Annotated in this window: 17 protein-coding genes and 1 pseudogene; 16 read left to right on the top strand and 2 right to left on the bottom strand. The window is 63.1% G+C overall.

Annotated elements, in window-relative coordinates; translation table 11 throughout:
• The first annotated feature begins 370 nt into the window (after window positions 1–370).
• The 8 genes from ACYQ8E_RS17850 to ACYQ8E_RS17815 all read left to right on the top strand — a co-directional run bounded on the left by ACYQ8E_RS17850 (window position 371) and on the right by ACYQ8E_RS17815 (window position 11,190).
• Window positions 371–1,225: a c-type cytochrome gene (locus ACYQ8E_RS17850; RefSeq protein ID WP_066727836.1), complete on the top strand. Its 855-nt coding sequence runs from the start codon at window positions 371–373 to the stop codon at window positions 1,223–1,225.
• Window positions 1,222–4,839 carry a nitrate reductase subunit alpha gene (locus tag ACYQ8E_RS17845; RefSeq protein ID WP_459861657.1) on the top strand — a complete coding sequence of 1,206 codons (3,618 nt, stop codon included), beginning with the start codon at window positions 1,222–1,224 and terminating at the stop codon, window positions 4,837–4,839. Before ACYQ8E_RS17850 ends, ACYQ8E_RS17845 begins: the two co-directional genes overlap by 4 nt.
• A 148-nt stretch (window positions 4,840–4,987) precedes the next feature.
• Window positions 4,988–6,475: a nitrate reductase subunit beta gene (gene narH / locus ACYQ8E_RS17840; RefSeq protein ID WP_459861655.1), complete on the top strand. Its 1,488-nt coding sequence runs from the start codon at window positions 4,988–4,990 to the stop codon at window positions 6,473–6,475.
• 2 nt (window positions 6,476–6,477) lie between these two features.
• Window positions 6,478–7,041 (top strand): nitrate reductase molybdenum cofactor assembly chaperone, encoded by a 564-nt coding sequence (gene narJ / locus ACYQ8E_RS17835; protein WP_459861654.1) that lies wholly within the window; start codon window positions 6,478–6,480, stop codon window positions 7,039–7,041.
• Between the two features lie 4 nt (window positions 7,042–7,045).
• Window positions 7,046–7,732: a respiratory nitrate reductase subunit gamma gene (gene narI, locus ACYQ8E_RS17830; RefSeq protein WP_066727832.1), complete on the top strand. Its 687-nt coding sequence runs from the start codon at window positions 7,046–7,048 to the stop codon at window positions 7,730–7,732.
• 28 nt (window positions 7,733–7,760) lie between these two features.
• Window positions 7,761–9,062, top strand: coding sequence for an MFS transporter (locus tag ACYQ8E_RS17825; RefSeq protein ID WP_066727831.1), 1,302 nt, complete (start codon window positions 7,761–7,763; stop codon window positions 9,060–9,062).
• 56 nt (window positions 9,063–9,118) lie between these two features.
• Window positions 9,119–10,723, top strand: coding sequence for an MFS transporter (locus tag ACYQ8E_RS17820; protein ID WP_459861651.1), 1,605 nt, complete (start codon window positions 9,119–9,121; stop codon window positions 10,721–10,723).
• Between the two features lie 26 nt (window positions 10,724–10,749).
• Entirely contained in the window at window positions 10,750–11,190 is a 441-nt protein-coding gene (locus ACYQ8E_RS17815; protein ID WP_459861649.1) for a PAS domain S-box protein, read from the top strand.
• 114 nt (window positions 11,191–11,304) lie between these two features.
• On the opposite strand, the gene ACYQ8E_RS17810 is transcribed toward ACYQ8E_RS17815, so the two are convergent.
• Both ACYQ8E_RS17810 and ric read right to left on the bottom strand, forming a co-directional pair.
• Entirely contained in the window at window positions 11,305–11,928 is a 624-nt protein-coding gene (locus ACYQ8E_RS17810; RefSeq protein WP_459861647.1) for a DUF6448 family protein, read from the bottom strand.
• Window positions 11,929–11,972: 44 nt separating this feature from the next.
• Window positions 11,973–12,704, bottom strand: a complete 732-nt coding sequence (gene ric, locus ACYQ8E_RS17805; RefSeq protein ID WP_459861646.1) for an iron-sulfur cluster repair di-iron protein — start codon at window positions 12,702–12,704, stop codon at window positions 11,973–11,975.
• 226 nt (window positions 12,705–12,930) lie between these two features.
• Here ric and ACYQ8E_RS17800 point away from each other — a divergent pair.
• The 8 genes and pseudogenes from ACYQ8E_RS17800 to ACYQ8E_RS17765 all read left to right on the top strand — a co-directional run bounded on the left by ACYQ8E_RS17800 (window position 12,931) and on the right by ACYQ8E_RS17765 (window position 22,908).
• A pseudogene (locus tag ACYQ8E_RS17800) lies at window positions 12,931–13,887 on the top strand (IS1595 family transposase).
• Window positions 13,888–13,988: 101 nt separating this feature from the next.
• Complete coding sequence (locus ACYQ8E_RS17795) at window positions 13,989–16,265, top strand: Tex family protein (RefSeq protein ID WP_459861644.1); 2,277 nt, start codon at window positions 13,989–13,991, stop codon at window positions 16,263–16,265.
• A gap of 66 nt (window positions 16,266–16,331) precedes the next feature.
• Window positions 16,332–16,706 (top strand): GxxExxY protein, encoded by a 375-nt coding sequence (locus ACYQ8E_RS17790; protein ID WP_066727825.1) that lies wholly within the window; start codon window positions 16,332–16,334, stop codon window positions 16,704–16,706.
• Between the two features lie 67 nt (window positions 16,707–16,773).
• Window positions 16,774–17,649, top strand: coding sequence for a PHP domain-containing protein (locus ACYQ8E_RS17785; protein WP_066727824.1), 876 nt, complete (start codon window positions 16,774–16,776; stop codon window positions 17,647–17,649).
• A 250-nt stretch (window positions 17,650–17,899) separates the two neighbouring features.
• Entirely contained in the window at window positions 17,900–20,032 is a 2,133-nt protein-coding gene (rlmKL, locus tag ACYQ8E_RS17780) for a bifunctional 23S rRNA (guanine(2069)-N(7))-methyltransferase RlmK/23S rRNA (guanine(2445)-N(2))-methyltransferase RlmL (protein WP_459861641.1), read from the top strand.
• 79 nt (window positions 20,033–20,111) lie between these two features.
• Window positions 20,112–21,353, top strand: coding sequence for a GGDEF domain-containing protein (locus ACYQ8E_RS17775; protein ID WP_459861639.1), 1,242 nt, complete (start codon window positions 20,112–20,114; stop codon window positions 21,351–21,353).
• A 200-nt stretch (window positions 21,354–21,553) separates the two neighbouring features.
• Complete coding sequence (locus tag ACYQ8E_RS17770; protein ID WP_066727821.1) at window positions 21,554–22,336, top strand: acyl-[acyl-carrier-protein] thioesterase; 783 nt, start codon at window positions 21,554–21,556, stop codon at window positions 22,334–22,336.
• Window positions 22,333–22,908 (top strand): isochorismatase family protein, encoded by a 576-nt coding sequence (locus ACYQ8E_RS17765; RefSeq protein ID WP_066727820.1) that lies wholly within the window; start codon window positions 22,333–22,335, stop codon window positions 22,906–22,908. The genes ACYQ8E_RS17770 and ACYQ8E_RS17765 overlap by 4 nt, the downstream gene beginning before the upstream one ends.
• The last annotated feature ends 58 nt before the right edge of the window (window positions 22,909–22,966 follow it).

Below are 22,966 nucleotides of genomic sequence, written 5' to 3'. Positions count from 1 at the left end.
TGCCCAATCTAACCGGATTCCTGCCGGCGGTCAAGGATTGACGAGGTGAGACATGACGCCGGGCCAGGTTGCTCAAGCCCGGTGGCAAGAAGATAAAATGGTTTACTGCAGGTGAGTAAATATTTATCGGGAGGACTTGACCCAGGTCAAATCTGGAATTCAAAAGCAGTTTTATAGTGAACCCAGCGTTCCCCTGGTCAGTGATCGAGTAGCTGTCGGGTATCGTCGGGATAACCGGGCGCAGGCTACTTGCCATGGCCTGAAAGGCTGTTAATCGTTAAGGGTCTGTAATGGCTGCGCGGCATGTGGATGCCGTTGCCGGGGAACCATTTAATCATGTTGTTTTGCGCTGATCAATCGAGGTGAAGCGATGGGAAAAAACGAACCGGGTCGAACCGCCATATTTGGGATGAGTCTGATCCTGGTGGCAATCCTGGCCGTCGGCGCGGCCGCCGCTTCGGACCAGACCGGGCAAGGCGAGACGTTGTTTCATCAGAAGTGCGCGGGATGTCACGGTCTGGGAACCGGTGACCGGCCGACCGGCCCGGACCTGTTCGGGGTGGTCGAACGTCGCGACCGGCCCTGGTTGATCAGTTTCATTCAAGACCCGGCCAAGATTATAGCTTCCGGGGATAAAACGGCAGTGGCGCTGCTGGCCAGGTTCAACGGCCTGGCAATGCCGAATCTGCAGTTGGATGCTGGACAGATCGAGGCCCTGCTTGCCTATCTAGCCAACCCTGAGGGGGGTGCTACTGCCGCCCCGGAACCGAAACCTTCAAAGACTGTCGGCAATGCGGTCCGTGGAGAGAAGCTTTTTACCGGCGAGATTCCCCTCGCCAACGGCGGGGCCCCGTGCCTCGGCTGCCACGGTATCGCCGGGGTAGGGCTGGCCGGCGGAGCCAACTTTGGTCCAGATCTGACCGGAATCTATGGAAATTATGGTGAAGAAGGCGTTTCCGGCATCCTCGAGAGCCTCCCCTTCCCAAGTATGGAGCCCATCTATGCAACACGTCCGCTGTCCACAACTGAGCAGCAGGATCTCGGCGCCTACTTTGCCCATGTCAGTGGTACCCCGGTGGTCAGCGATGGACAGCTACTGGTGGAAGTAGCCGGTGGTGTGCTGGTTCTGTTCGGACTAATGCTGCTGTTTGGCCTGGGGCGGCTGCCCAGCGTCCGGCGATCGTTGGTGGGACAGGTCTCTAACCAAAAAGGTGGGATGCGATGAGCTGGATCAAGGATATTGTCGACCCGAAGTCGCGGGCCTGGGAAGAGTTCTACCGCAACCGCAACCAGTGCGACAAGGTGGTGCGCAGTACCCACGGCGTCAATTGCACCGGCGGCTGCTCCTGGAACGTCCATGTCAAGGACGGCATCGTCGGCTGGGAGCTGCAGGCGACCGATTACCCCGAGCTCGAAGCGGGGCTTCCCTCTTACGAACCCCGCGGCTGCCAGCGCGGCATCTCCTTCTCCTGGTATCTCTACAGCCCGCTGCGCATCAAGTATCCCTACCTGCGCGGGGTGCTGACCGACCTCTGGCGCGCGGCCCGGGCCGAGTACGGCGATCCGGTCGCCGCCTGGGCGTCGATCGTCGAAAACCCCGAGCGGCGCAAGAGTTACCAGCAGGCGCGCGGTAAGGGGGGCTTCCGCCGCTCCAGCTGGGCCGAGGTCGAGGAACTTATCGCCGCCTCGACGGTCTACACCATCAAGAAACACGGCGCCGACCGGCTGGTCGGCTTCTCGCCGATTCCGGCGATGTCGATGCTCAGCTTTGCCGGCGGCGTTCGCTTCATGCAGCTCTTGGGCGGCGTCAACCTGAGCTTCTACGACTGGTACTGCGACCTGCCCAACGCTTCGCCGGAGATCTGGGGGGAACAGACCGATGTCGCCGAGAGTGCCGACTGGTACAACAGCAAGTACATCGCGGTGATGGGGTCGAACGTCAACATGACCCGTACCCCGGATGCCCATTTCCTGGTCGAGGCGCGCCACAACGGCTCCAAGGTGACGGTCCTTTCGCCCGATTTTTCCATGACCTCCAAGCACGCCGACTGGTGGATTCCGGCCCACGCCGGCCAGGACGGCGCCTTCTGGATGGCGGTCAACCATGTCATCCTCAGCGAATATCACCACCAGGCAAAAACCCCCTATTTCCACGATTACCTCAAACGTTTCAGCGACACCCCTTTCCTGATCCAGCTCAACGAACAGGATGACAGCTACCGCGCCGGGCGCATGCTCAGCGGCGCCGCGCTGGAACGATACAGCAAGGAAGAAAACGCCGCCTTCAAGTACCTGGTCTGGGATGAAGCCAGCGACCAGCCGCGCCTGCCGCTGGGCACCCTCGGCTTCCGCTGGCAGGAGAAGAAGGGGGAGTGGAACCTGCAGCAGAAGGACGGCCAGGACGGCAGCGAGATCGCCCCGGTATTGAGCCTGCTCGACGGCAAAGAGGATGTACTGCAGGTGACCTTTGATGATTTTGGCGCTGAGCAGACCGTGCAGCGCGGGGTGCCGGTCCGCTACCTGGAGACTTTGCAGGGGAAGGTCGCGGTAACCACCGTCTATGACCTGTTGATGGCCCAGTTCGGCGTCGAGCGCGGTCTTTCCGGCGCCTACCCGGCCGGCTACGACGACGACCAGGTCTACACCCCGGCCTGGCAGGAGAAGTTCACCGGCATCGACCGCGCCAATGTTATCCAGTTTGCCCGCGAATGGGCCGCGACCGCCGAGAAGACCGGCGGCAAGTGTTCGATCATCATTGGTGCCGGGGTCAACCACTGGTACCATTCCAGCCTCACCTATCGCGCCGGCATCGTCGCCCTGATGCTCTGCGGCTGCGTCGGCAAGAATGGCGGTGGCCTCAATCACTATGTCGGCCAGGAGAAGCTCGCCCCGGCCGCCCCCTGGGCGACGATCATGGGGGCGCTCGACTGGAGCAAGCCGCCGCGCTTCCAGAACGCGCCCTCCTACCACTATGTCCACAGCGACCAATGGCGTTACGAGCGAACCAGCGACGAGGCACGGATTCAGCCGGTCGCCGAGCAGAGCGCTATCACCGCCGGCCACACCATGGATCACCAGGTGCGTGCGGTGCGCAACGGCTGGCTCCCCTTCTACCCCCAGTTCGACCGCAACCCGACCGAAGTGGTCAAGCAGGCGGAGGCTGCCGGTGCGGCCAGCAACCAGACGGTCGTCGACTGGACCGTAAAACAGCTGGCCGAGAAAAAGATGAAGTTCGCCGTCGAGGACCCCGACGCGCCTTCCAATTGGCCGCGGCTGTGGATCATCTGGCGCGGCAACGCCCTGATGTCGAGCGCCAAGGGGCACGAGTATTTCCTCAAGCACTACCTCGGCACCCACACCAACAGCGTCGCCCCGGAGACCGCGAAGGATTCGGTCAAGGAGGTGGTCTGGCACGACCAGGCGCCGCAAGGGAAGCTTGACCTGGTGGTCGACATCAACTTCCGCATGGACACCTCGGCGCTCTACTCGGACATCGTCCTGCCAACCGCCACCTGGTACGAGAAGGACGATCTCAATACCACCGACATGCACTCCTTCATTCACCCGCTGCAGGCGGCCGTCCCCCCCTGCTGGGAGTCGAAGAGCGACTGGGACATCTTCAAGGGGCTGGCCAAAAAAGTCAGTGAGCTGGCCGAAGTCCATCTCCCCGACCCGGTGCGCGACCTCGTCGCCGTACCGCTGCAGCACGACACCCCGGCCGAAATGGCGCAAGCTGAGATCAAGGACTGGAGCAAGGGGGAGTGCGAACCGATCCCCGGCAAGACCATGCCCGGGCTGGTGGTGGTCGAACGCGACTACAAAAACCTCTACAATCGCTTCATCTCCCTGGGCCCCAACGCCCGGGAGGGGATCGGCGCCCACGGCCTCACCTGGAAGGTCGATGACTACTACGACGAGATGAGCACCAGCGGCAAGAGTGAGGAGTGGGGTGGCAAGCGTTACCCCTCCCTGAGCGAGGCGAAGTACGCCGCCGAGGTGATCCTCAAGCTCGCGCCCGAGACCAATGGCGAGATGGCCTTCCGCGCTTTCGCCGCCGAGGAGAAAAAAGTCGGCCTGCAGCTCACCGATCTGGCCGTCGATACCCGCGGCGTGCGCACCACCTTCGCCGACCTCGACCGTCAGCCGCGCCGGCTGCTCAACAGTCCGCTCTGGTCGGGCCTGACCGGTAACGGCCGGGCCTATTCGGCCTATTGCCTCAACGTCGAGAAGCTGGTCCCCTGGCGGACCCTGACCGGGCGCCAGCACTTCTATCTCGATCACCAGGGGTATATCGCCGCCGGCGAGCATCTGCCGACCTACAAGCCGAAACCCGATCCGAGCAGCCTGCAGGACCTGCTGGTCAGCGAAACGGACGAGAAGAGCATCCTGCTCAACTACCTGACGCCGCACGGCAAGTGGGGGATTCACAGCACCTACGGCGACAACCACCGCATGCTGACCCTGTCGCGCGGCTGCCACCCTTTTTGGATCAACGACCAGGATGCCGCGCAGATCGGCGTGATCGACAACGACTGGGTCGAGGTCTACAACGACCATGGCGTGGTGGTGACCCGGGCGGTGGTGAGCTCCCGTCTGCCGCGGGGGATCTCCTTCCTCTACCATGCCCCGGAGCGGACCATCGGCGTGCCGAAATCACCGCTGCGCAAGAACAAGCGCGCCGGTGGCCACAACAGCCTCAACCGCATCCGTCTCAAGCCGAACCTGATGCTGGGCGGCTATGGCCAGTTCACCTACGGCTGGAACTACTGGGGGCCGACCGGCGCCAACCGCGATACCTTCATCCTGGTCCGCAAGTTGAAGGGGGAGCCGCAATGGTAAGGACGCCGGGCAAAAACCTGCACTTAACCTAAAGGCTGGCCACGGAGGCACAGAGGCTTAGAGAAAAGCAGGAATATGAAATCCTCCGTGTCTCTGTGACTCTGTGGCAAAAATACCTGTCATTTGCTTACCCGAAGGAGAGCCCTTCATGAACGTGCGCGCACAGGTCTCATCGGTGTTCCACCTCGACAAATGCATCGGCTGCCACACCTGCAGTATCGCCTGCAAGAACCTCTGGACCGACCGCAAGGGGGCCGAGTACATGTGGTGGAACAACGTCGAAACCAAGCCCGGGACCGGCTACCCGACCAAGTGGGAGGACCAGGGAAAATACCGCGGCGGCTGGGAAATGAAGGGGCAGCAGCTGCAGCTCAAGCAGGGGGGGCGCGGCGGGACGCTGGGCAAGATCTTCCACAACCCGGCCCTGCCGACCCTGGATGATTACTACGAGCCCTTCACCTTCAAATACGGCGACCTGACCGGTGCGCCGGCCGGCGACGACCAGCCGACCGCCCGGCCGGTGTCGATGATTTCCGGCAAGCCGATGAAGATCGAAGCCGGGCCGAACTGGGACGACGATCTCTCCGGCTCCAACATCTACGCCGTCAACGATCCTGGCGTGGTCAAGCTCAGCAGTGAGGAGCAGGCACAGATGTTCGCCATCGAGAAGATGGTGATGTTCTACCTGCCGCGCATCTGCAATCACTGCCTCAACGCCGGCTGCGTCGCTGCCTGTCCTTCCGGGGCGATCTACAAGCGGGGTGAGGACGGCATCGTGCTGATCAACCAGGACAAGTGCCGCGGCTGGCGGATGTGCGTCTCGGCCTGCCCCTACAAGAAGACCTACTACGGCTGGACCACCGGCAAGTCGGAGAAATGTATCCTCTGCTACCCACGCCAGGAGGCGGGCGAGGCGCCGGCCTGTTTCCACTCCTGCGTCGGCCGCATCCGCTACCTCGGCGTGCTCCTCTACGATGCCGACCGCATCGCGGCGGTGGCCAGCCGCGACGATGGCGAGCTGGCGGCGGCCCAGCGCGAGATCATCCTTGATCCGCATGATCCGCAGGTATTGGCCGATGCCCGCGCCGCCGGTATCCCCGAGCAGGTGCTGAAAGCGGCCCACGCCTCGCCGGTCTACAAATTCGTCAAACAATGGGGGATCGCCCTGCCGCTGCACCCCGAGTTCCGCACCCTGCCGATGCTCTTCTACGTACCGCCGCTGTTGCCAGTGCTGTCGAAGGAGCACCAGGGAAGCCAGCAGCTGGCCGACGACTTCTTCACCACCCTGGAACAGGCGCGGCTGCCGATTCAGTATCTGGCCGGGCTCTTTGCCGGCGGCAACGCCGAGGAGGTGAAGGCGGTCTACCGCAAGCTGATCGCGGTGCGTCTGCAGCGGCGTCAGGCGAGTGTCGGCGACCTGCCGGAAAGTGAAGTCGAAAAGGCCTGCGAACTGGCCGGGGTGAGTGCCGAGGCGGTCGAGGCGATCTTCCGCATGACGGCCCTGACCCGGATCAAGGAGCGGATTGTGTTGCCGCCAATGCTGCGCGAACAGGCGATCGAGGCGGGAATGGATCCCGAAGCTTACAAACAGGGGATGGGTTTTGGCAGCCGTCGCCCACCGAAACGGCGGTGGTGAATATGACGAATTCGACCATCCGGAAAGAACTGTGCCTCGCATTCGCGACGCTCTTCAGCTATCCCGAGGGGACCGTCCGGGAGACCGCCGCCGCCTGCACCGAGCGACTGCGGGGACTCGATTCCGCCGCCGCGGCGCCGATGGCACGCTTTGCCGCCTATCTCCGGGAGCAGACTCCAGCCCGGCTGGAAGAGCTCTTTACCGCCACCTTCGACCTGCAGCCACTCTGCCACCCTTACGTCGGCTACCTGCTCTGCGGGGAAAGTCAGCAACGGACCCTGTTCCTGATCCGCCTGCAGCAGCTCTTCTGGGAACAGGGGTTCGCGCCGGGCGGCGAACTCCCCGATCACCTTGCCACCCTGCTGCGTTTTGTCGGCACGGTTGCGGATCCGGAGTGCTGCCGGGAGCTGATTCGGGACGGACTGCTTCCCGCCCTGGAAAAATTGACCGAGGGACTGGAGGCGGAGCAGCCCTATGCCGCCCTGATCGAGGCGCTGCAGAGCTTTTTGGCCGAAACGGTCGATGCCGGAGCCGAATTGCTGACGGCCGCCGGCGGAAGGAGTTGAACCGATGATCGATCAAATCCTGTTCGGCGTATTCCCCTATGTCGCGGTGGCCCTGGCGATAGCGGTCGGTTGCTTCCGCTACGCCATCGACCGCTACTCCTGGTCGTCCCAATCCTCCCAGTTCCTCGAAAGCCGGGCCCTCTACTGGGGCTCGGTCCCCTGGCATTACGCCATTCTGCTGATTTTGCTGGCGCATCTGCTGGCCTTCCTGTTTCCCGCCGGCTGGGGGACCCTCCTCGGCGAGCCGGCGCGGCTCTACTTTCTGGAAGTCACCGGGATGGTGTTCGGCGTCACCACGGTTATCGCCATGCTGCTGCTGATCGTGCGGCGCGGCATGGACCCGCGGCTGGCGGTCGTTACTTCGCGCATCGACTGGCTGCTGCTGGTGCTGTTGCTGGTGCAGGTGGCGACCGGCGTCATGATTGCAATTTCCCTGCGCTGGGGGGGGGTCTGGTATCTGCACAACGCCGTCCCCTGGCTGCGTTCGCTGGTGCTGCTGCAACCGGACGTCCAGCACCTCGCGGTGTTGCCGGTGGTGGTCAAGCTGCATGCGTTCAACGCTTTTCTGCTGATCGCGGTCTTCCCCTTTTCGCGCCTGGTGCATGTGGTCAGCGTACCTCTCTCTTACTTGTCTCGCCCCTACCAGGTGGTGGTCTGGTACCGCGAGCGCCGCCGGCAAGCCGGGATTTAATTCCGCCTGTCCAGGGAGGAGACAGTCCATGAACCCGATCAAGGGGACCCCCTCCAGTGGCCTGTCCGGTGCGACCCTCGGTTTCTTTTTCGGCTTTGCCGCCGTCGCCCTGTTCGGCCCCACCGCCGGCAAGTTCAAGCAGGTGATGCCGCTCAGTCCGGCGCAGATCGGCCTGCTGGTCGCGGCGCCGGCGCTGTCCGGGTCACTGCTGCGCATCCCCTTTGCCGCCTGGGTCGACACCACCGGCGGGCGCAAGCCCTTTCTGGTGCTGCTGGTCCTTTCCCTGCTCGGCATGTTTGGTCTGACCCTGGTGATCTTCACCCGGTATCCGGAGGGGATGACCGCCTCTCTCTACCCGCTGCTGATCCTGCTCGGCGTTCTCTGCGGTTGCGGTATCGCCACCTTCTCGGTCGGCATCGGCCAGGTCTCCTACTGGTATCCCATGGCGCAGCAGGGGCAGGCTCTGGGAATCTTTGCCGGAATCGGCAACCTGGCGCCGGGGATCTTTTCCTTCCTGCTGCCGCTGGCGCTGGCCCGCCTGCAACTGGGGGGGGCCTACCTGGCCTGGCTGCTATTCCTGGCTGCGGGGACCCTTCTCTATTTCTGGATCGGCAGGAATGCCCCGTTTTTTCAGATGGTCGCCCAGGGGATCGTACCCGAGCAGGCCAAGGTCGCCGCCAGGGAACATGCCCAGGAACTCTTCCCGGCCGGGTCCTTGAAAATCAGTCTGGCGCATTCGGCGCGCACTTGGAAAACCTGGGTGCTGGTTGCCATCTATTTCACCACCTTCGGCGGCTTCATCGCCATGACCGCCTGGTTGCCGGTCTACTGGACCAGCTATTTCGAGGTCAGCCCGGTCCGGGCGGGGTTTCTCACTGCCCTCTATTCCATTCTGGCCTCGCTGATCCGGGTCTTCGGCGGCCGTATTGCCGACCGTAGCGGGGGGGAGAATACCGCCATCGGCTCGATGCTCGTCATGCTGGTCGGCGCCCTGCTGATGGGTTTCTCGGCAAGCCTGCCGCTGTCGGTGCTGGCCGAGGTCCTGATGGCCGTCGGCATGGGAGTCGGCAACGCCGCCGTATTCAAGCTGGTGCCCCAGGAGGTTCCCGATGCCGTCGGCGGCGCAGCTGGCTGGGTGGGCGGATTGGGAGCTTTTGGCGGCTTTGCCATTCCGCCGCTGCTTGGTGAGATCGTCCGGAATCTCGGCCCGAGCGGCTATGCCCGGGGCTTTCTCATCTTCGCGATGCTGGCCCTGGCGTCGCTGCTGCTCGCCTGGGTGCTGAAGAAAACGCCGACGCCGGCGAGCGTCACAGCTGAAACCCCAAGGTAACCACCCACCCGATCTTGCCTTGCACCCTGTCGCCATGATTTAAGGGAGGAACCAAGATGTCAGTCAACCTGGACAAGTGGGACGTCGAGGACGAACAGTTCTGGAATGCCCAGGGCAAAAAGATTGCCACCCGCAACCTGTGGATCTCGATCCCCAGTCTGCTCTGCGGCTTCGCCGTCTGGCTCTACTGGAGCATCATCACGGTACAGATGCTCAACCTCGGTTTCCCCTTCAGCCAGCCCGAGCTCTTCACCCTCTCGGCGATTGCCGGCCTCTCCGGGGCGACTCTGCGCATCCCCAGCTCCTTCCTGATCCGCATCGCCGGCGGCCGCAACACTATCTTTCTGACGACAGCGCTGCTGATGGTGCCGGCGCTGGGGACCGGTCTGGCGCTACAGAATAGCCACACGCCGATCTGGATCTATTACCTGCTGGCACTCCTTTCGGGGATTGGCGGCGGCAACTTCGCCTCCTCAATGTCGAACATCAGCTTCTTCTTCCCCAAGAAGGTGCAGGGGACCTCCCTCGGTCTGAACGCCGGCCTCGGCAATTTCGGCGTCACCACCATGCAGATTCTGATCCCACTGGTGATGACCATGGGGATCTTCGGCGGCGAGCCGATGACCCTGGTCAGTACCAGCGGCACCCTGATCGGCAAGATCCCGGCCGGCACCGCCACCTACATCCACAACGCCGGGTTCGTCTGGCTGGTTCTGCTGGTTCCCCTCGCCTTTGCCGGCTGGTTCGGCATGAACAATATCACCACCGAGACCGTCTCTCCCAACCTGGGGCCGTCGCCGCTCTGTTTCGGCAAAATTCTCGGCCTGCTGCTGATCGCCTTCGTTACTTCCGCCCTCGGCCTCTACCTGCTGCTGCCGGCGCCGGTCGGGCTGGGCCTGCTGAGCAAATGGCTGGTGCTGCCGTTGGTGATCGCCGCCACCGTCTATGGCATGAAGTACCTCACTACCGGGACGCTGCGGGCCAACCTCGAACGGCAGTACCGGATTTTCAACAACAAGCACACCTGGGCAATGACCATCATCTACACCATGACATTCGGTTCCTTCATCGGCTATTCCGCGGCCTTCGCCCTGTCGATTAAATGCATTTTCGGCTACTGTCACATCATGGTCGACGGCGCCCTGACCCACGGCACCCTCAACCCCGGTGGGCCGAGCGCCCTCACCTATGCCTGGATGGGACCCTTCATCGGCGCCCTGATCCGGCCGGTCGGCGGCAAGATCGCCGACAAGTTCGGCGGCGCCATCGTCACCCAGTGGGTCTCCCTTGTCATGGTGGCTTCGGCGTTGGGCTGCGCCTGGTTCATGAAAGCCGCCTACGCCTCGCCGACCCCGGAGAACTATTTCGTTCCCTTCCTGATCCTCTTCATCGTCCTTTTCACCGCGACCGGGGTTGGCAACGGCTCGACCTTCCGCTCCATCGCCATCATCTTCGACAAGGAACAGGCCGGGCCGGTCCTCGGCTGGACCTCGGCGGTCGCCGCCTACGGCGCCTTCATCATCCCCCAGGTTTTCGGTGAACAGATCAAGGCGACCACCCCGGAAAACGCCCTCTACGGGTTTGCCGTTTTCTACTTCCTCTGCCTGCTGCTCAACTGGTGGTTTTATACCCGGAAAAATGCTTACATCAAAAACCCCTAACTGATCCCTCGGAAAGGAAGGAAAAAATGCCGGAAGCCCTGCCTCTTACTGTTTACAAGGAGATCATCGACCAGGCCCCTGATGCCGTGCTCTATGCGGATCGGGAGGGGGTTATCCGCCTCTGGAACCGCGGTGCGGAGCTCCTCTTTGGCTACTCCGCCGCCGAGGCGCTGGGGCAGTCCCTCGACCTGATCATCCCCGAGCGTTTGCGGGGACGGCACTGGGACGGATATCATCGGGTCATGGCCAGTGGCGAAACCCGCTACGGTACCGACCTGCTGGCGGTCCCCGCCCAGCACCGCGATGGCCGCAAGCTCTCCTGCGAATTTTCCATCGTCATGCTCAAGGATAATGAAGGGAAGGTTCTCGGCATCGCTTCGTTGATGCGGGACGCTACCGCCCGCTGGCAGAAGGAAAAAGAACAATTGGCGCGGATTGCGGAGCTGGAGCAGGCGGCCCGGAAGTGAGTCCCGCGCCGCCGCTGGAAAGCGGGCGAGGATTTGCGGTTCGGCGCTTATCCATTGAAGAACCGGATCGAGCGGGCACCCTGGCAGGGTGCCCGCTCGATTGATGTTGAAATCTCAGTGCTGGTGGGAAGCTGATGAGTCCCTGTCGGGTTGATGGCCGGCGCCATGGACGAGTTGGGCGATCCCTTCGACATAGTGAACGTAGCTGACGTAGGCTTCGACGTATTCCCGGCCGTTTTTGACGTTCTCATCGGCGTGCTTCCGGCTTTCCAGGGCGTGCTTGAAGCGGGCGCGGATTCCCTCCTCGGTGTGGGTGAGGATCGCCCTGGTCAGGGCATCGACCGACCCTTGCGCCAGGGCCATGTCGGCCTTGGCGATCACCGGCTCCACGGTGCCTGCGGACTTGAGCCCGCTATAGGGAGCGCCTTCGCCGGCGCGGTGGATGCGCACCAGATTTTCAAAGAAATTCCTATCGGCTAGCGCCATGGCCTCGGCGCTGAGGCTCCGCACCGCCAGGGTCTGGGCGAAGATTTCGCGAATTTCGGGTTCGGCGTCGGGCTTGACCCACTTGAGCACTGGTGTTACCTCACCCTTGGCCAGCGCACTCCGCGCATCGGCAACCACCGGCCCGTCGAGGGTGTCACAATGGGCCGCCGCCTCCCCTGGAAGCATCAGCCCGAGAACCAGGGCCAGGAACATTCCCAGACGCATCATCGATGTACGTGATTTTTGGATCATCATTTCCTCCTTTTTCGTGTTCGCAGGTGGCCCCGTGCCACCGGCTAAAGTTCGGCCGCCTTCAGGAAAAGGATGTTGTTTTCGAGATGAACGTGCTTGTGCAGATCGTCCTCGAATCCCTTGAGTTTGCGGTAGGTGACCACGAAAGTGTTGCAGACGCCGGGCGGGATGGCATACCCCTTGGAAAGATCCCGGATGGCATGGACCGCGGTACCGATCGCTTCATGCTCGGCGTATAGAGTTGCCAGGGTCGTCTTGACCATCGCCCGGTCCGCGGCTTCGGGAGTCGAGCCTTCCCTGCTGGCGGCATCCAGACGCCGGATGGCCGGGAAGAGGACCTCTTCCTCCTCCCGAAGATGCCCCGCCAGGTCGGCGGCGATGCGCTCGAATTGCTCCGCGATTTCCAGTACCTCGGGGTGATGGCCGCCATGAACGCCAGCGATCTTCCGGGTGTAGGCGGCGATCTGCCCGGTCTCCTGGTGGAGATAGGCATGGTGGGTGTTGATGATGTAATCCGCCAGGAAGGGGAGGTCCCAGGCTCCAAAGTTCTGACTCCGGTCCAGCGGCGCCGTCCTTTGGGCCGCCAGCTCCGCAGCCACGGCACCCGGGTCGAGACCTTTTTCCTTGCAGGCTGTGGCGAGACTCACCTGGCCGCCACAGCAGAAGTCGATGCCGTATTTTTCGAAAACAGTAGCGGTCCGGTAATCTGCCGCGACGAACTCGCCGATCGTTTGCTGATAGGTCGATGGGCCTTTCCGTTCCTTCGCTGAGTTCATAATGGCTCCTCTCGGACGGGTAAATAATGAAATCCACGGCCTGGTGGGAAGCGCCGTACCTCTACTCTAGTGGAGCTGGGCCGTTCCGGCCTTGATCTGGATCAAGATTAATAAATGAAGATATTCTTACCTGATTAGGTCCGGTTCTCAGCTATGACATTTTCTGTCGCGCTGAGGCCGTATGTTTTGGGCATGGAACCCACCCGAATACAGGAGGTTATCGTCCATGCCCACCAATCGCATTCAGTTTCAACCGGGCTTGAGCCTGGCCGCGTTTCTGAAAGAGTATGGGACGGAGGCCCAATGCGAGGCCGTTGTCGAACGATGGCGCTGGCCCAAAGGCTTTGCCTGCCCGGCGTGTGGGGCCGAGCGTGCCATCATCTTTCGGCGTAGCCGGTCGAAGATCTTCCAGTGCAATAGCTGCCGAAGGCAAACGTCTCTGATCTCGGGAACGGTCTTTCATGGGACCAACTTGCCGCTTACGCAGTGGTTCCTGGCAATCTATTTCGTGACTCAGGGTAAATCCGGCCAGTCGATACTGGAACTGAGACGGATGCTGGGACTGAGCTACAAGGCGACCTGGCGGCTCAAACATAAGCTCATGCAGGCCATGTTCGAGCGCGAAGAGAAAACCGTCTTGGCGCAACGGGTCGAGATCGACGACGCCTACCTGGGCGGGGAGCGCACAGGTGGCAAGGTCGGACGAGGCTCGGAAAACAAAGTGCCGTTCATTGCTGCCGTGGAAACCAGTCATGAGGGGCGCCCTCTGCGAGCGGTTTTTAGCCGGGTGACGACCTTCAGCAGCCATGATGTTGACCAATGGGCCAGGAACCACCTTTCTTCGTCGGCCTTCGTGGTATCGGACGGCCTGAATTGTTTCCGGGCGGTGACCAAGACGGGGTGCAGCCACCAGCGCGAGGTGGTCGGGGATCAACGCAGAAGTACCGACATGGGATGATTTCACTGGATCAACACCATTTTGGGCAATCTTAAGACCGCCATCGCCGGGACGTATCACGCGTTTGACTTCGATAAGTACGCGCACCGCTACCTGGCGGAGTTTCAATACCGTTTCAATCGCCGCTTTGACCTACGCAGCATGCTGCCGAGGCTGGTATTTGCCTGCGTCTCAATCGGCAAACGGCCCGAGGCGTGGCTACGCCACGCTGAGAATTGGACCTAATCAGGTATTCTTATGATCTGCTCCACCTGGCGGCTTCCCCTCCCGGATCAGGCGTGTTAAACTCCCCGCCCCTGACCTCCTGCTGAAAAGAGTTGACTGCTATGGCCCTGTCCAATACCCAATTTGCGACCATCCTTACTTACCTGACGGCGGAGACCGGCATTTCCGGCCGGCAGGTTGAAAACACTGTGGCCCTGCTGCGCGATGGAGCCACGGTTCCCTTTATCGCTCGTTACCGCAAGGAACAGACCGGCGAACTCGATGAAGTCCAGGTCCGACTGCTGGAAGAGCGTTTCAGCTATTTTTCCGAACTCGAAGAGCGCAAGGCGACGATCCTTGCCACCATCACCGAGCAGGGAAAACTTTCGCCGGAGCTGAAACAGCAGATCCTTGCCTGCCGGCAGAAGACCGAGCTCGAAGACCTCTACCTCCCCTACAAGCCGAAACGCCGCACCAAGGCGACCATCGCCCGGGAACGGGGTCTGGCGCCGTTGGCCGAGCAGATCCTGGCCCAGCAGTCCCCCTTCCCCCCCCTGATCGAACTCGCCGCCCCCTTTGTTGGCCCTGCGGCCGGCGTCGCCGACGCGGCGGCCGCTCTCGAAGGGGCGGGGCACATCCTCGCCGAAGGGATCAGTGAGGACGCCGCGGTGCGGGCCATGACCCGCCAGCTCAGCTGGGAGGAGGGGATCTTCGTCTCCCGGGTCGATCCGAAGCAGGCGGGCGCGGTGAGCAAGTTCGAGATGTACTATGACTACCGCGAGCCGCTGAAGACGATCCCCTCCCACCGCATGCTCGCCATGCGCCGCGGCGAGAAAGAGGAGGTGCTGCGGCTCTCCCTCGAAGCGCCGGAGGAGGAGATCCTGCGCCGCATCCGCCTTCGCATCGCCCCGCGCGACACTCCCTATGCCGCCTTCCTCGGCGAGGTGGCGAGCGACGCCTACAAGCGCCTGCTCGCCCCGTCGATCGAGGTCGAACTTCGCCTCGAGGCGAAGAACCGCGCCGACCTCGAAGCGATCGAGGTCTTTGCCGGCAACCTGCGCAACCTCCTGCTCGCGCCGCCGGCCGGCAGCCTGCGGGTTCTCGGCGTCGATCCCGGCCTGCGCACCGGCTCCAAGCTCGCCGCGGTCGATGGCACCGGGCAGTTCCTGGAGCATGTCACCATCTATCCCCACACCGGCGAGGGGCGCCTTCCCCAGGCCAAAAAGGAGCTGTTGCGCCTGGTGGCCACTCACGGGCCGCAGATGGTGGCGATCGGCAACGGCACCGCCGGGCGGGAGATGGAGCAGTTCGTGCGCGAGACGCTGCGCGAAGCCGGGATTACCTTGCCGGTAGTGATGGTCAGCGAGGCCGGTGCCAGTGTCTACTCCGCCTCGGAGATCGCCCGCGACGAGTTCCCCGAACTCGACCTGACGGTGCGCGGCGCCATCTCCATCGCCCGCCGCCTGCAGGATCCGCTCGCCGAGCTGGTGAAGATCGACCCGAAGAGCATCGGCGTCGGCCAGTACCAGCATGACGTCAGCCAGACCCTGCTGAAAAAGGCCCTCGACGCCGTGGTCGAGTCGTGCGTCAACTATGTCGGCGTCGATCTCAATACCGCCTCCTGGGCACTCCTTGCCTACGTCTCCGGTATCGGCGAATCCCTCGCCAGGAACATCGTCCGCCATCGCGATGCCAACGGTCCTTTTGCCGACCGTCAGGGACTGCTCAAGGTCCCGCGCTTCGGCGCCAAGGCCTTCGAGCAGGGAGCCGGTTTTCTGCGCATCCGCGGCGGCGCCCAGCCCCTCGACAACAGCGCCGTGCATCCCGAACGCTACGCGCTGGTGGCGCGGATGGCCGCCGACCTTGGCGTTCCGCTCAGCGAGCTGACCGCCCGGGCGGAGCTGGCGACGAAGATCGACCTGCCGCGCTATGTCGATGCCAGCGTAGGCCTGCCGACCCTGCGTGATATAGTGGAAGAGTTGAAGAAGCCGGGGCGCGACCCGCGCCGGCAGTTCGAGGTGGTCGCCTTTCGCGACGACGTTCGCGAACTGACCGACCTCCAGGAAGGGATGATTCTCCCCGGCACCGTCACCAACGTCACCGCCTTCGGCGCCTTTGTCGATGTCGGCGTCCACCAGGACGGCCTGGTCCACATCAGTCACCTCGCCCCGCGCTTCGTCAAGGACCCGCATCAGGTGGTCAAGGTCGGCGACCCGGTCAAAGTCAAGGTGCTGTCGGTCGATATTCCGCGCAAGCGTATCGCTCTTTCGATCAAGGAGGCGCAGGCGGGCGGAGTTCCGGAACCGCGCAGGCAGGAGAAGAGGGAGCGACCGGCTCAGGGAGCGGTCGATGCGGCGGCGGCCTTCGAGAAGGCGGGGTTTCGGGTCAAGAAACGGTAAGTCTAAGGCGTCTCTCACAAAGGGCACGGAGGGCACAGAGAAAATACTGCATGCTGGAGGGGGAAGATGAATCTGAATACGTTGAGCCGGGAAGTCATCGGCGCGGCCCTGGCGGTTCACCGGGAGCTTGGTCCAGGTTTGCTGGAGTCGGTTTACCAGAACTGTTTGCTTTATGAACTCAGGGAAAGGGACCTGAAGGCTGCTTCCGAGGTCGGTTTGCCTATTCATTACCGCGGGCAAAAGGTTTTCGAAAGTGGATTGCGGATCGACCTGTTGGTAGAGGACCGGCTCATCGTGGAACTCAAATCGGTCGATAAAATCCAACCGGTTCATTTCAAACAGGTGCTTACCTATTTGCGGCTTGCCAATAAACCCCTCGGGCTGTTGATTAATTTCAACGAGGTTCTGTTGAAGGATGGAATCACCCGGGTTGCTAACTAATGAATTTCTCCGTGACCTCTGTGATCTCGAGTGAGCAGAGCGAACGGGTGAGAGACGATTGGAACTTATGACCAGACTTGTCGATCTTCATCTCCACTCCACCTGCTCCGACGGTCTCCATCCGCCGCACGAGGTGGTGCGCCTGGCGGCAGAAGCGGGACTGGCCGCCATCGCCCTCTGTGATCACGACAACGTCGATGGCATCGACGCGGCCATGGCCGCCGGTGCGGAGCTGGGCGTCGAGGTGATCTCCGGGGTCGAGCTGTCGACGGTCTGGGAAAAATTCTCCGACCTCCACCTGCTCGGCTATGGCTTCGACCATCACGACCCTGAGCTGAAAAACACCCTCGCCGAATTTCGCGACTTCCGCGCGCGCCGCAACGAACGCATCGTCGAGCAGATCAACGCCCGGTTGGCGACGGAAAAGCGGGAGGCGATCGCCTTCGAGAAGGTCCTCGCCCGTGCCGGCGGCAGTGTCGGCCGTCCCCATATCGCCCAGGAGCTGATCGCGGCTGGCTACGTCAGGAACACCGAGGAGGCGTTTTTACGCTACCTCGTCCCCTGCAATGTCGAGAAGCGCTTCTTCCCCTTCAGCGAAGCGATCGACCTGGTGCACCGCGCCGGCGGCGTGGCGGTCCTCGCCCACCCCCCCTTTGTCACCAGCGACCGCAAGGTCCTCGGCGAACTCCTCGATACCTTCGTCACCCTCGGGCTCGACGGCGTCGAAGCCTGGAACAGCGGCGCCAGCCGCCACGACATCGAGTGGTACATCACCCTCGCCCGCCGACGCGGCCTGCTGGTCACCGGTGGCTCCGATTTTCACGGCAGCGAGGAGGGGGCGATCAAGATCGGCAGCGGCCGCGGGCAGCTGCGCATCCCCTACGCCTGCGTCGAAGAGATCAAGGCAGCGCTGGCGAGGCGCCATGAGGCTGACGGTGGTTGAATACGGCGCAAACAAGGCAAAGGCGTCTCTCACCCGCTCCCTGCGGTCGCTAGAGCGCACAGAGAACACAGAGATTAATTAAAATTCTTCGCTTTTGCTTTTAAAATCAGAGGATTAGTTCAAGGACTTACTCTGTGCCCTCTGTGATCTCTAGTGAGCAGAGCGAACGAGTGAGAGACGCCTCTCGGGTTTCAGAAAGATCCAAAGGTCGGAATTGTCCGGAGCACCGCGCTCCTCAGGAACCTCAACGATGAACCACACTTTTTTTTTCGCCACCGCCCCCGCCGGGCTGGAACAGCTCCTTGCCGTCGAACTGGCCGAACTCGGCGCCAGTGAGGTTCGCGAGACCCATGGCGGCGTCGCCTTTGCCGGTCCCCTGGCCGTCAGTTACCGCGCCTGCCTCTGGTCGCGCCTGGCGAGCCGCATCCTGCTGCCGCTGGCGACCTTTGCCGCCGCTGACCCCGACGCCCTCTACGCCGCGGCGCGGGAGCTTCCCTGGGAAGAGCACCTCGCCGTCGATGGCAGCCTCGCCGTGGATGCGGTGGTCAACGCCTCGGCCATCACCCATTCCCGCTACGCCGCCCTCCGGATCAAGGATGCGATCGTCGACCGCTTCCGCGACGCCACTGGCGCCCGCCCCGCGGTCAATACCGTCCGTCCCGACCTGCGCATCAATCTCTATCTCTTTCGCGACCAGGCAACCCTCGCTCTCGATCTCTCCGGCGAGAGCCTGCACCGGCGCGGCTACCGCATCGAAGGGGCGGCGGCGCCCCTCAAGGAGAATCTCGCCGCGGCTCTTTTGCTGCGCGCCGGCTGGCCGGCGATCGCCAAGGGCGGCGGGGCGCTGGTCGATCCCCTCTGCGGCTCCGGCACCCTGCTGCTGGAAGGGGCACTCATCGCCGCCGATATCGCGCCCGGGCTGGGCCGGGAATCCTTCGGTTTTCTGCGCTGGCCCGGCCACCAGCCCGACGCCTGGTCCGAGCTGCTCGCCGAAGCCGCGGAGCGGCGCGAAGCCGGCCTGGTTAAACTCCCCCCCCTCTATGGTTTCGATGCCGACCCGGCGGCACTGCGCGCCGCGCAGGCCAACGCCGAGCGTCTCGGCCTGGCCGGGCAGGTCAACTTCCGGCGCGGCGACCTCGCCCGGCTGCGCAACCCCGCGCCTGGCGGCCCGCCGGGCCTGGTGATCACCAATCCTCCCTATGGCGAACGCCTCGGCGAAATCGCCCAGCTCGAAGGGCTCTACGCCACCCTCGGCGAGCGGCTGCGCAGCGAATTTGCCGGCTGGCAGGCGGCAATCTTCACCGGCAATCCGGAGCTCGGCCGGGCCCTCGGGCTGCGCGCTCGCCGCAGTCACCCCTTCTTCAACGGTCCGATCAAGTGCCAGCTGCTGCTCTGTGAGCTCTTCGCCGCTGCCGGCGACGGTAAGGAAAGCGCGCGGGAGCTCAACCCCGGGGCGCAGATGGTTGCCAACCGGCTGCGCAAGAACCTGAAGAATATCGGCCGCTGGGCCCGCCGCGAAGGGATCAGCTGTTATCGCCTCTACGACGCCGACCTCCCCGAATACGCAGTTGCGGTCGACCTCTACGGCGACCTGGTGCATGTCCAGGAGTACGCGCCGCCGAAGACGGTCGATTCCCACCAGGCCAGGGTGCGGCTGCGCGAGGCGCTGGCGGCGGTGCGCGAGGTCCTCGCCGTCCCGAGGGAACGGGTCTTTCTCAAGGTGCGTCAGCAGCAGAAGGGGAGCGAGCAGTACCGCAAGCTTGCCGCCTCCGGCGAGTTCCACGAGGTCCGCGAAGGGGAGTGCCGGCTTTTGGTCAACCTGCGCGACTACCTCGACACCGGGCTCTTTCTCGACCACCGCCCGACCCGCCAACTCCTCGGGGAATTGGCTCTCGGACGCGATTTCCTTAACCTCTTTGCCTACACCGGCAGCGCCACGGTCCACGCCGCCAAAGGGGGAGCTGCCACGACCACCAGCGTCGATCTGTCGCGCACCTACCTCGACTGGGCGCGGCGCAACCTGGAGCTGAACGGCTTCAAGGGAGCGGCGCACCGCCTGATCCAGTCCGACTGCCGCGAGTGGCTGGCGCGGGAGCGGGGGCGCTACGGCCTGATCTTCCTCGATCCGCCGACCTTTTCCAACTCCAAGCGCATGGACGGCACCTTCGACGTCCAGCGCGACCATGTCGACCTGCTGCTGGTCGCGGCCAGTCTCCTCACCGACGACGGCATCCTCATCTTCTCCACCAACCATCGCCAGTTCCGCCTTGACCGGGAGGCGCTTGACGGCCTGGTGGTCGAAGAGATCAGCCGTCAGACCATCCCCCCCGACTTCGCCCGCAATCCGCGCATCCACCAGTGCTGGAAAATCGCTCGCCATTGACCTGTAGGCGGACCATGGTGAAAAATTGCTGTTATAATCCCGAAAATTTGTGGATTTCTTCTTCTGCCCGGAGCAGCTGATGACGGTCGACGAGCAATCATCCGTCGCCCGGGGGAGTGTAGGGCTGCTGTTGCGACGCCTGGCGATTGTCGCCGGCATTTCTGCCCTGATCATTATCGCTGGCAGCGGCTACGGCATTTACCATGTTTATTCCGGCCACATAATCCGCAGTGCCGAGGAGGATGCCGAGCACATCAGCCGGGTGCTGATCGACGAACAGCGCGATCTCCTCTTTACGCTCGGTGCGGACGGCAAGGAGAAGCTCTTTGTTGATCCAATGTACCAGGATGTTCTCGACCGTCGTCTGCGCCGCTTTCTGCACTCCTTCCAGATCGTCAAGATCAAGGTTTACGATGCCGGCGGGGTGGTCATCTTCAGCACCGAGCCGGCCCTCATCGGCAAGATCGATGCCGAAAACTTCAGGTTGTTGCGGGCTTTGCAGGGGCGCCCTGACTCTCACCTCGAAAACAAGGGGTCGGTTCGCGATCTCGCGGACGAGGAGAAACTCGATGTCGACGTGGTCGAGACCTATGTTCCGGTCCGGGTTGCCGATACCGTGGTCGGGGCCTTCGAGGTCTATGCCGACGTCACCCGCTACCGTCGGGAAATCACCACCATCGTTGTCAATTCAATCCTGATTCTGGGGGGAATCCTGCTCGCTGTCTTCGGCATTGCCTTCATCTTTGTCAAAAAGGCTACCGGTCGCGTTGCCGAGGTACAGCAGCAGTTGCATGCCATGGCCACGACGGACGCCCTGACCGGCGCCTTCAACCGCGGCACCATTCTCGCCCGGGCCCGGGAAGAGATTTCGCGGATCGATCGTCGCCGCAAGCAGAAGGACGATTATGACCTCAGTTTCATCATGCTCGACATCGATCACTTCAAGAAAGTCAACGACACCTATGGTCATCTGACCGGGGACCAGGTATTGCGGGAGGTCGTTGCCCGGGTGCAATCCACGGTACGCGACTACGACCTTTTCGGCCGTTACGGCGGGGAGGAATTCCTCCTCCTCCTGCCCGATGCCTCCTTCAAGGGGGCAGTGGCCGCTGCCGAGCGGGTCCGCCTGGCCATCAAAGAGCGCCCCTTCGTCTTCGCGGGACCGCTTTTGAAGGTGACGGTCAGTCTCGGGGTGGCGACCGCACGACCGGGGGAGCACGATCTCAACCTGGTGCTGCAACGGGCTGACCAGGGGCTCTACAAGGCCAAGGCCGAAGGGCGCGACCGGGTTGCCTGGATTGATCCTGAACAGTCTGGCTGACGCGGGTGAGGCTGGGCCTGGCACGGGCCTATCTGCAGCAGGTGCTCCACTAGTCCGGTGCTTCCGACCCTTGCCGGACGGCGGAGGATGGGGTATTCTGGCGCAGCCTGACCTGCCGGGGAAAGTTTTCCGCCACCGGGCCCTGGTTGCAACGCCAGGTCGAACCTCGTCATTCGGTCCCTTCTGCCCGGAGCATCGCGATGACCGCGCCGGCCGCGCCCAATCCCTATTGCAGCCACTATCTGGTGCACAGCTACGAGGTCGATGCCGGTGGTCGCCTGCGTCCGGTCGCCCTCCTCAACTACCTGCAGGATATCGCCGGCAACCACGCCGCCGCCCTCGGCTTTTCCGTCACCCAGATGCAGCGCCGCCAGGTCACCTGGGTGCTCTCCCGTTACCACCTGCGCATCGAGCGCTATCCCCGCCTCGGGGAAGAGGTCGAAATTCGTACCTGGCCCTCTTCGCGCCAGCACCTCTTTGCCTTGCGCGATTTTGAGGTCTGCGATCGGCTGGGAGTGCCGCTCGTCAGCGCCACCAGCTCCTGGGTTCTGATCGGCCTGGAGAGCCGGCGACCGGTCCGCCTCGCCGAGCACCTCAGCGACTATCCCCTCGTTGAGCGCCGTGCCCTGGTCGACAGCTTTCCCTCTCTGCCGCTGCCGGCGCAGGTCGATCTCGAGCTCCCCTTCCGGGTACGCTACGGCGATCTCGACCTCAACGGCCATGTCAACAACACTGTCTATGCCGACTGGGCGCTGGAGACGGTTCCCGGCGAAATCGCCCGGCACTGGCTCCCCGAGTCGATCGAAATCGGCTTTCGGGCCGAGGCTTTCTACGGCGACCGGGTAGTGGTTCGCACCCAGACCCTGGAGCAGGGGGAACGCGCCGTTTTTCTGCATCAACTGGTGAGCGACAAGGATGGTCGGGAGCTGACGCGACTCCGCTCGCGCTGGCGTCCGGCGCCCGGCAGGGAGGAAAAAGCATGAGCGATTTCATGAAGAAGATGCGGGCCGGCGATGGCCTGCTGGTGGTCGACGTGCAGAACGACTTCTGTCCCGGCGGCGCCCTGCCGATTACCGCCGGCGACCAGGTGGTTCCGGTTCTCAACCGCTGGCTGGCTGCCGCCGCGGCGGCGGCGGGGATCCCCCTTTACGCCTCGCGCGATTTTCACCCCGCCAGCCATCCGAGTTTCGCACCCCAGGGTGGACCCTGGCCGATTCACTGCCTGCAGGATTCGCCGGGGGCGGCCTTTCACCCCGGGCTTCAGCTCCCCGCATCGACGGTGATCGTCACCAAGGGGACCCGCTTCGACCAGGATCAGAATTCGGCCTTTGACCAGACCGGTCTTGAGCAGCAGCTGCGCCGTGACGGCGTGCGGCGCCTCTGGGTCGGCGGCCTGGCCCTCGATGTCTGCGTCCTCGCCACGGTTCTCGACGCGCGGCGCGCGGGATTTGCCGTCAAGCTGATCCGTGCTGGCTGCCGGCCGGTGACCGCCGCCGGCGGCGAAGAGGCTCTGAAGAAGATGCAGGCAGCCGGGGCCGAAGTGGTAGAAGGTTGATCTAACAGTTTCCTAGGTCCCTGAGTCCTGTGGGACCTATAGGACCAATCATCAAAGG

This window comes from Desulfuromonas carbonis (genome assembly GCF_054658035.1).
Note: the sequence above shows the minus strand (reverse complement) of the source record. Positions and strands in the feature narration are given on the sequence as shown.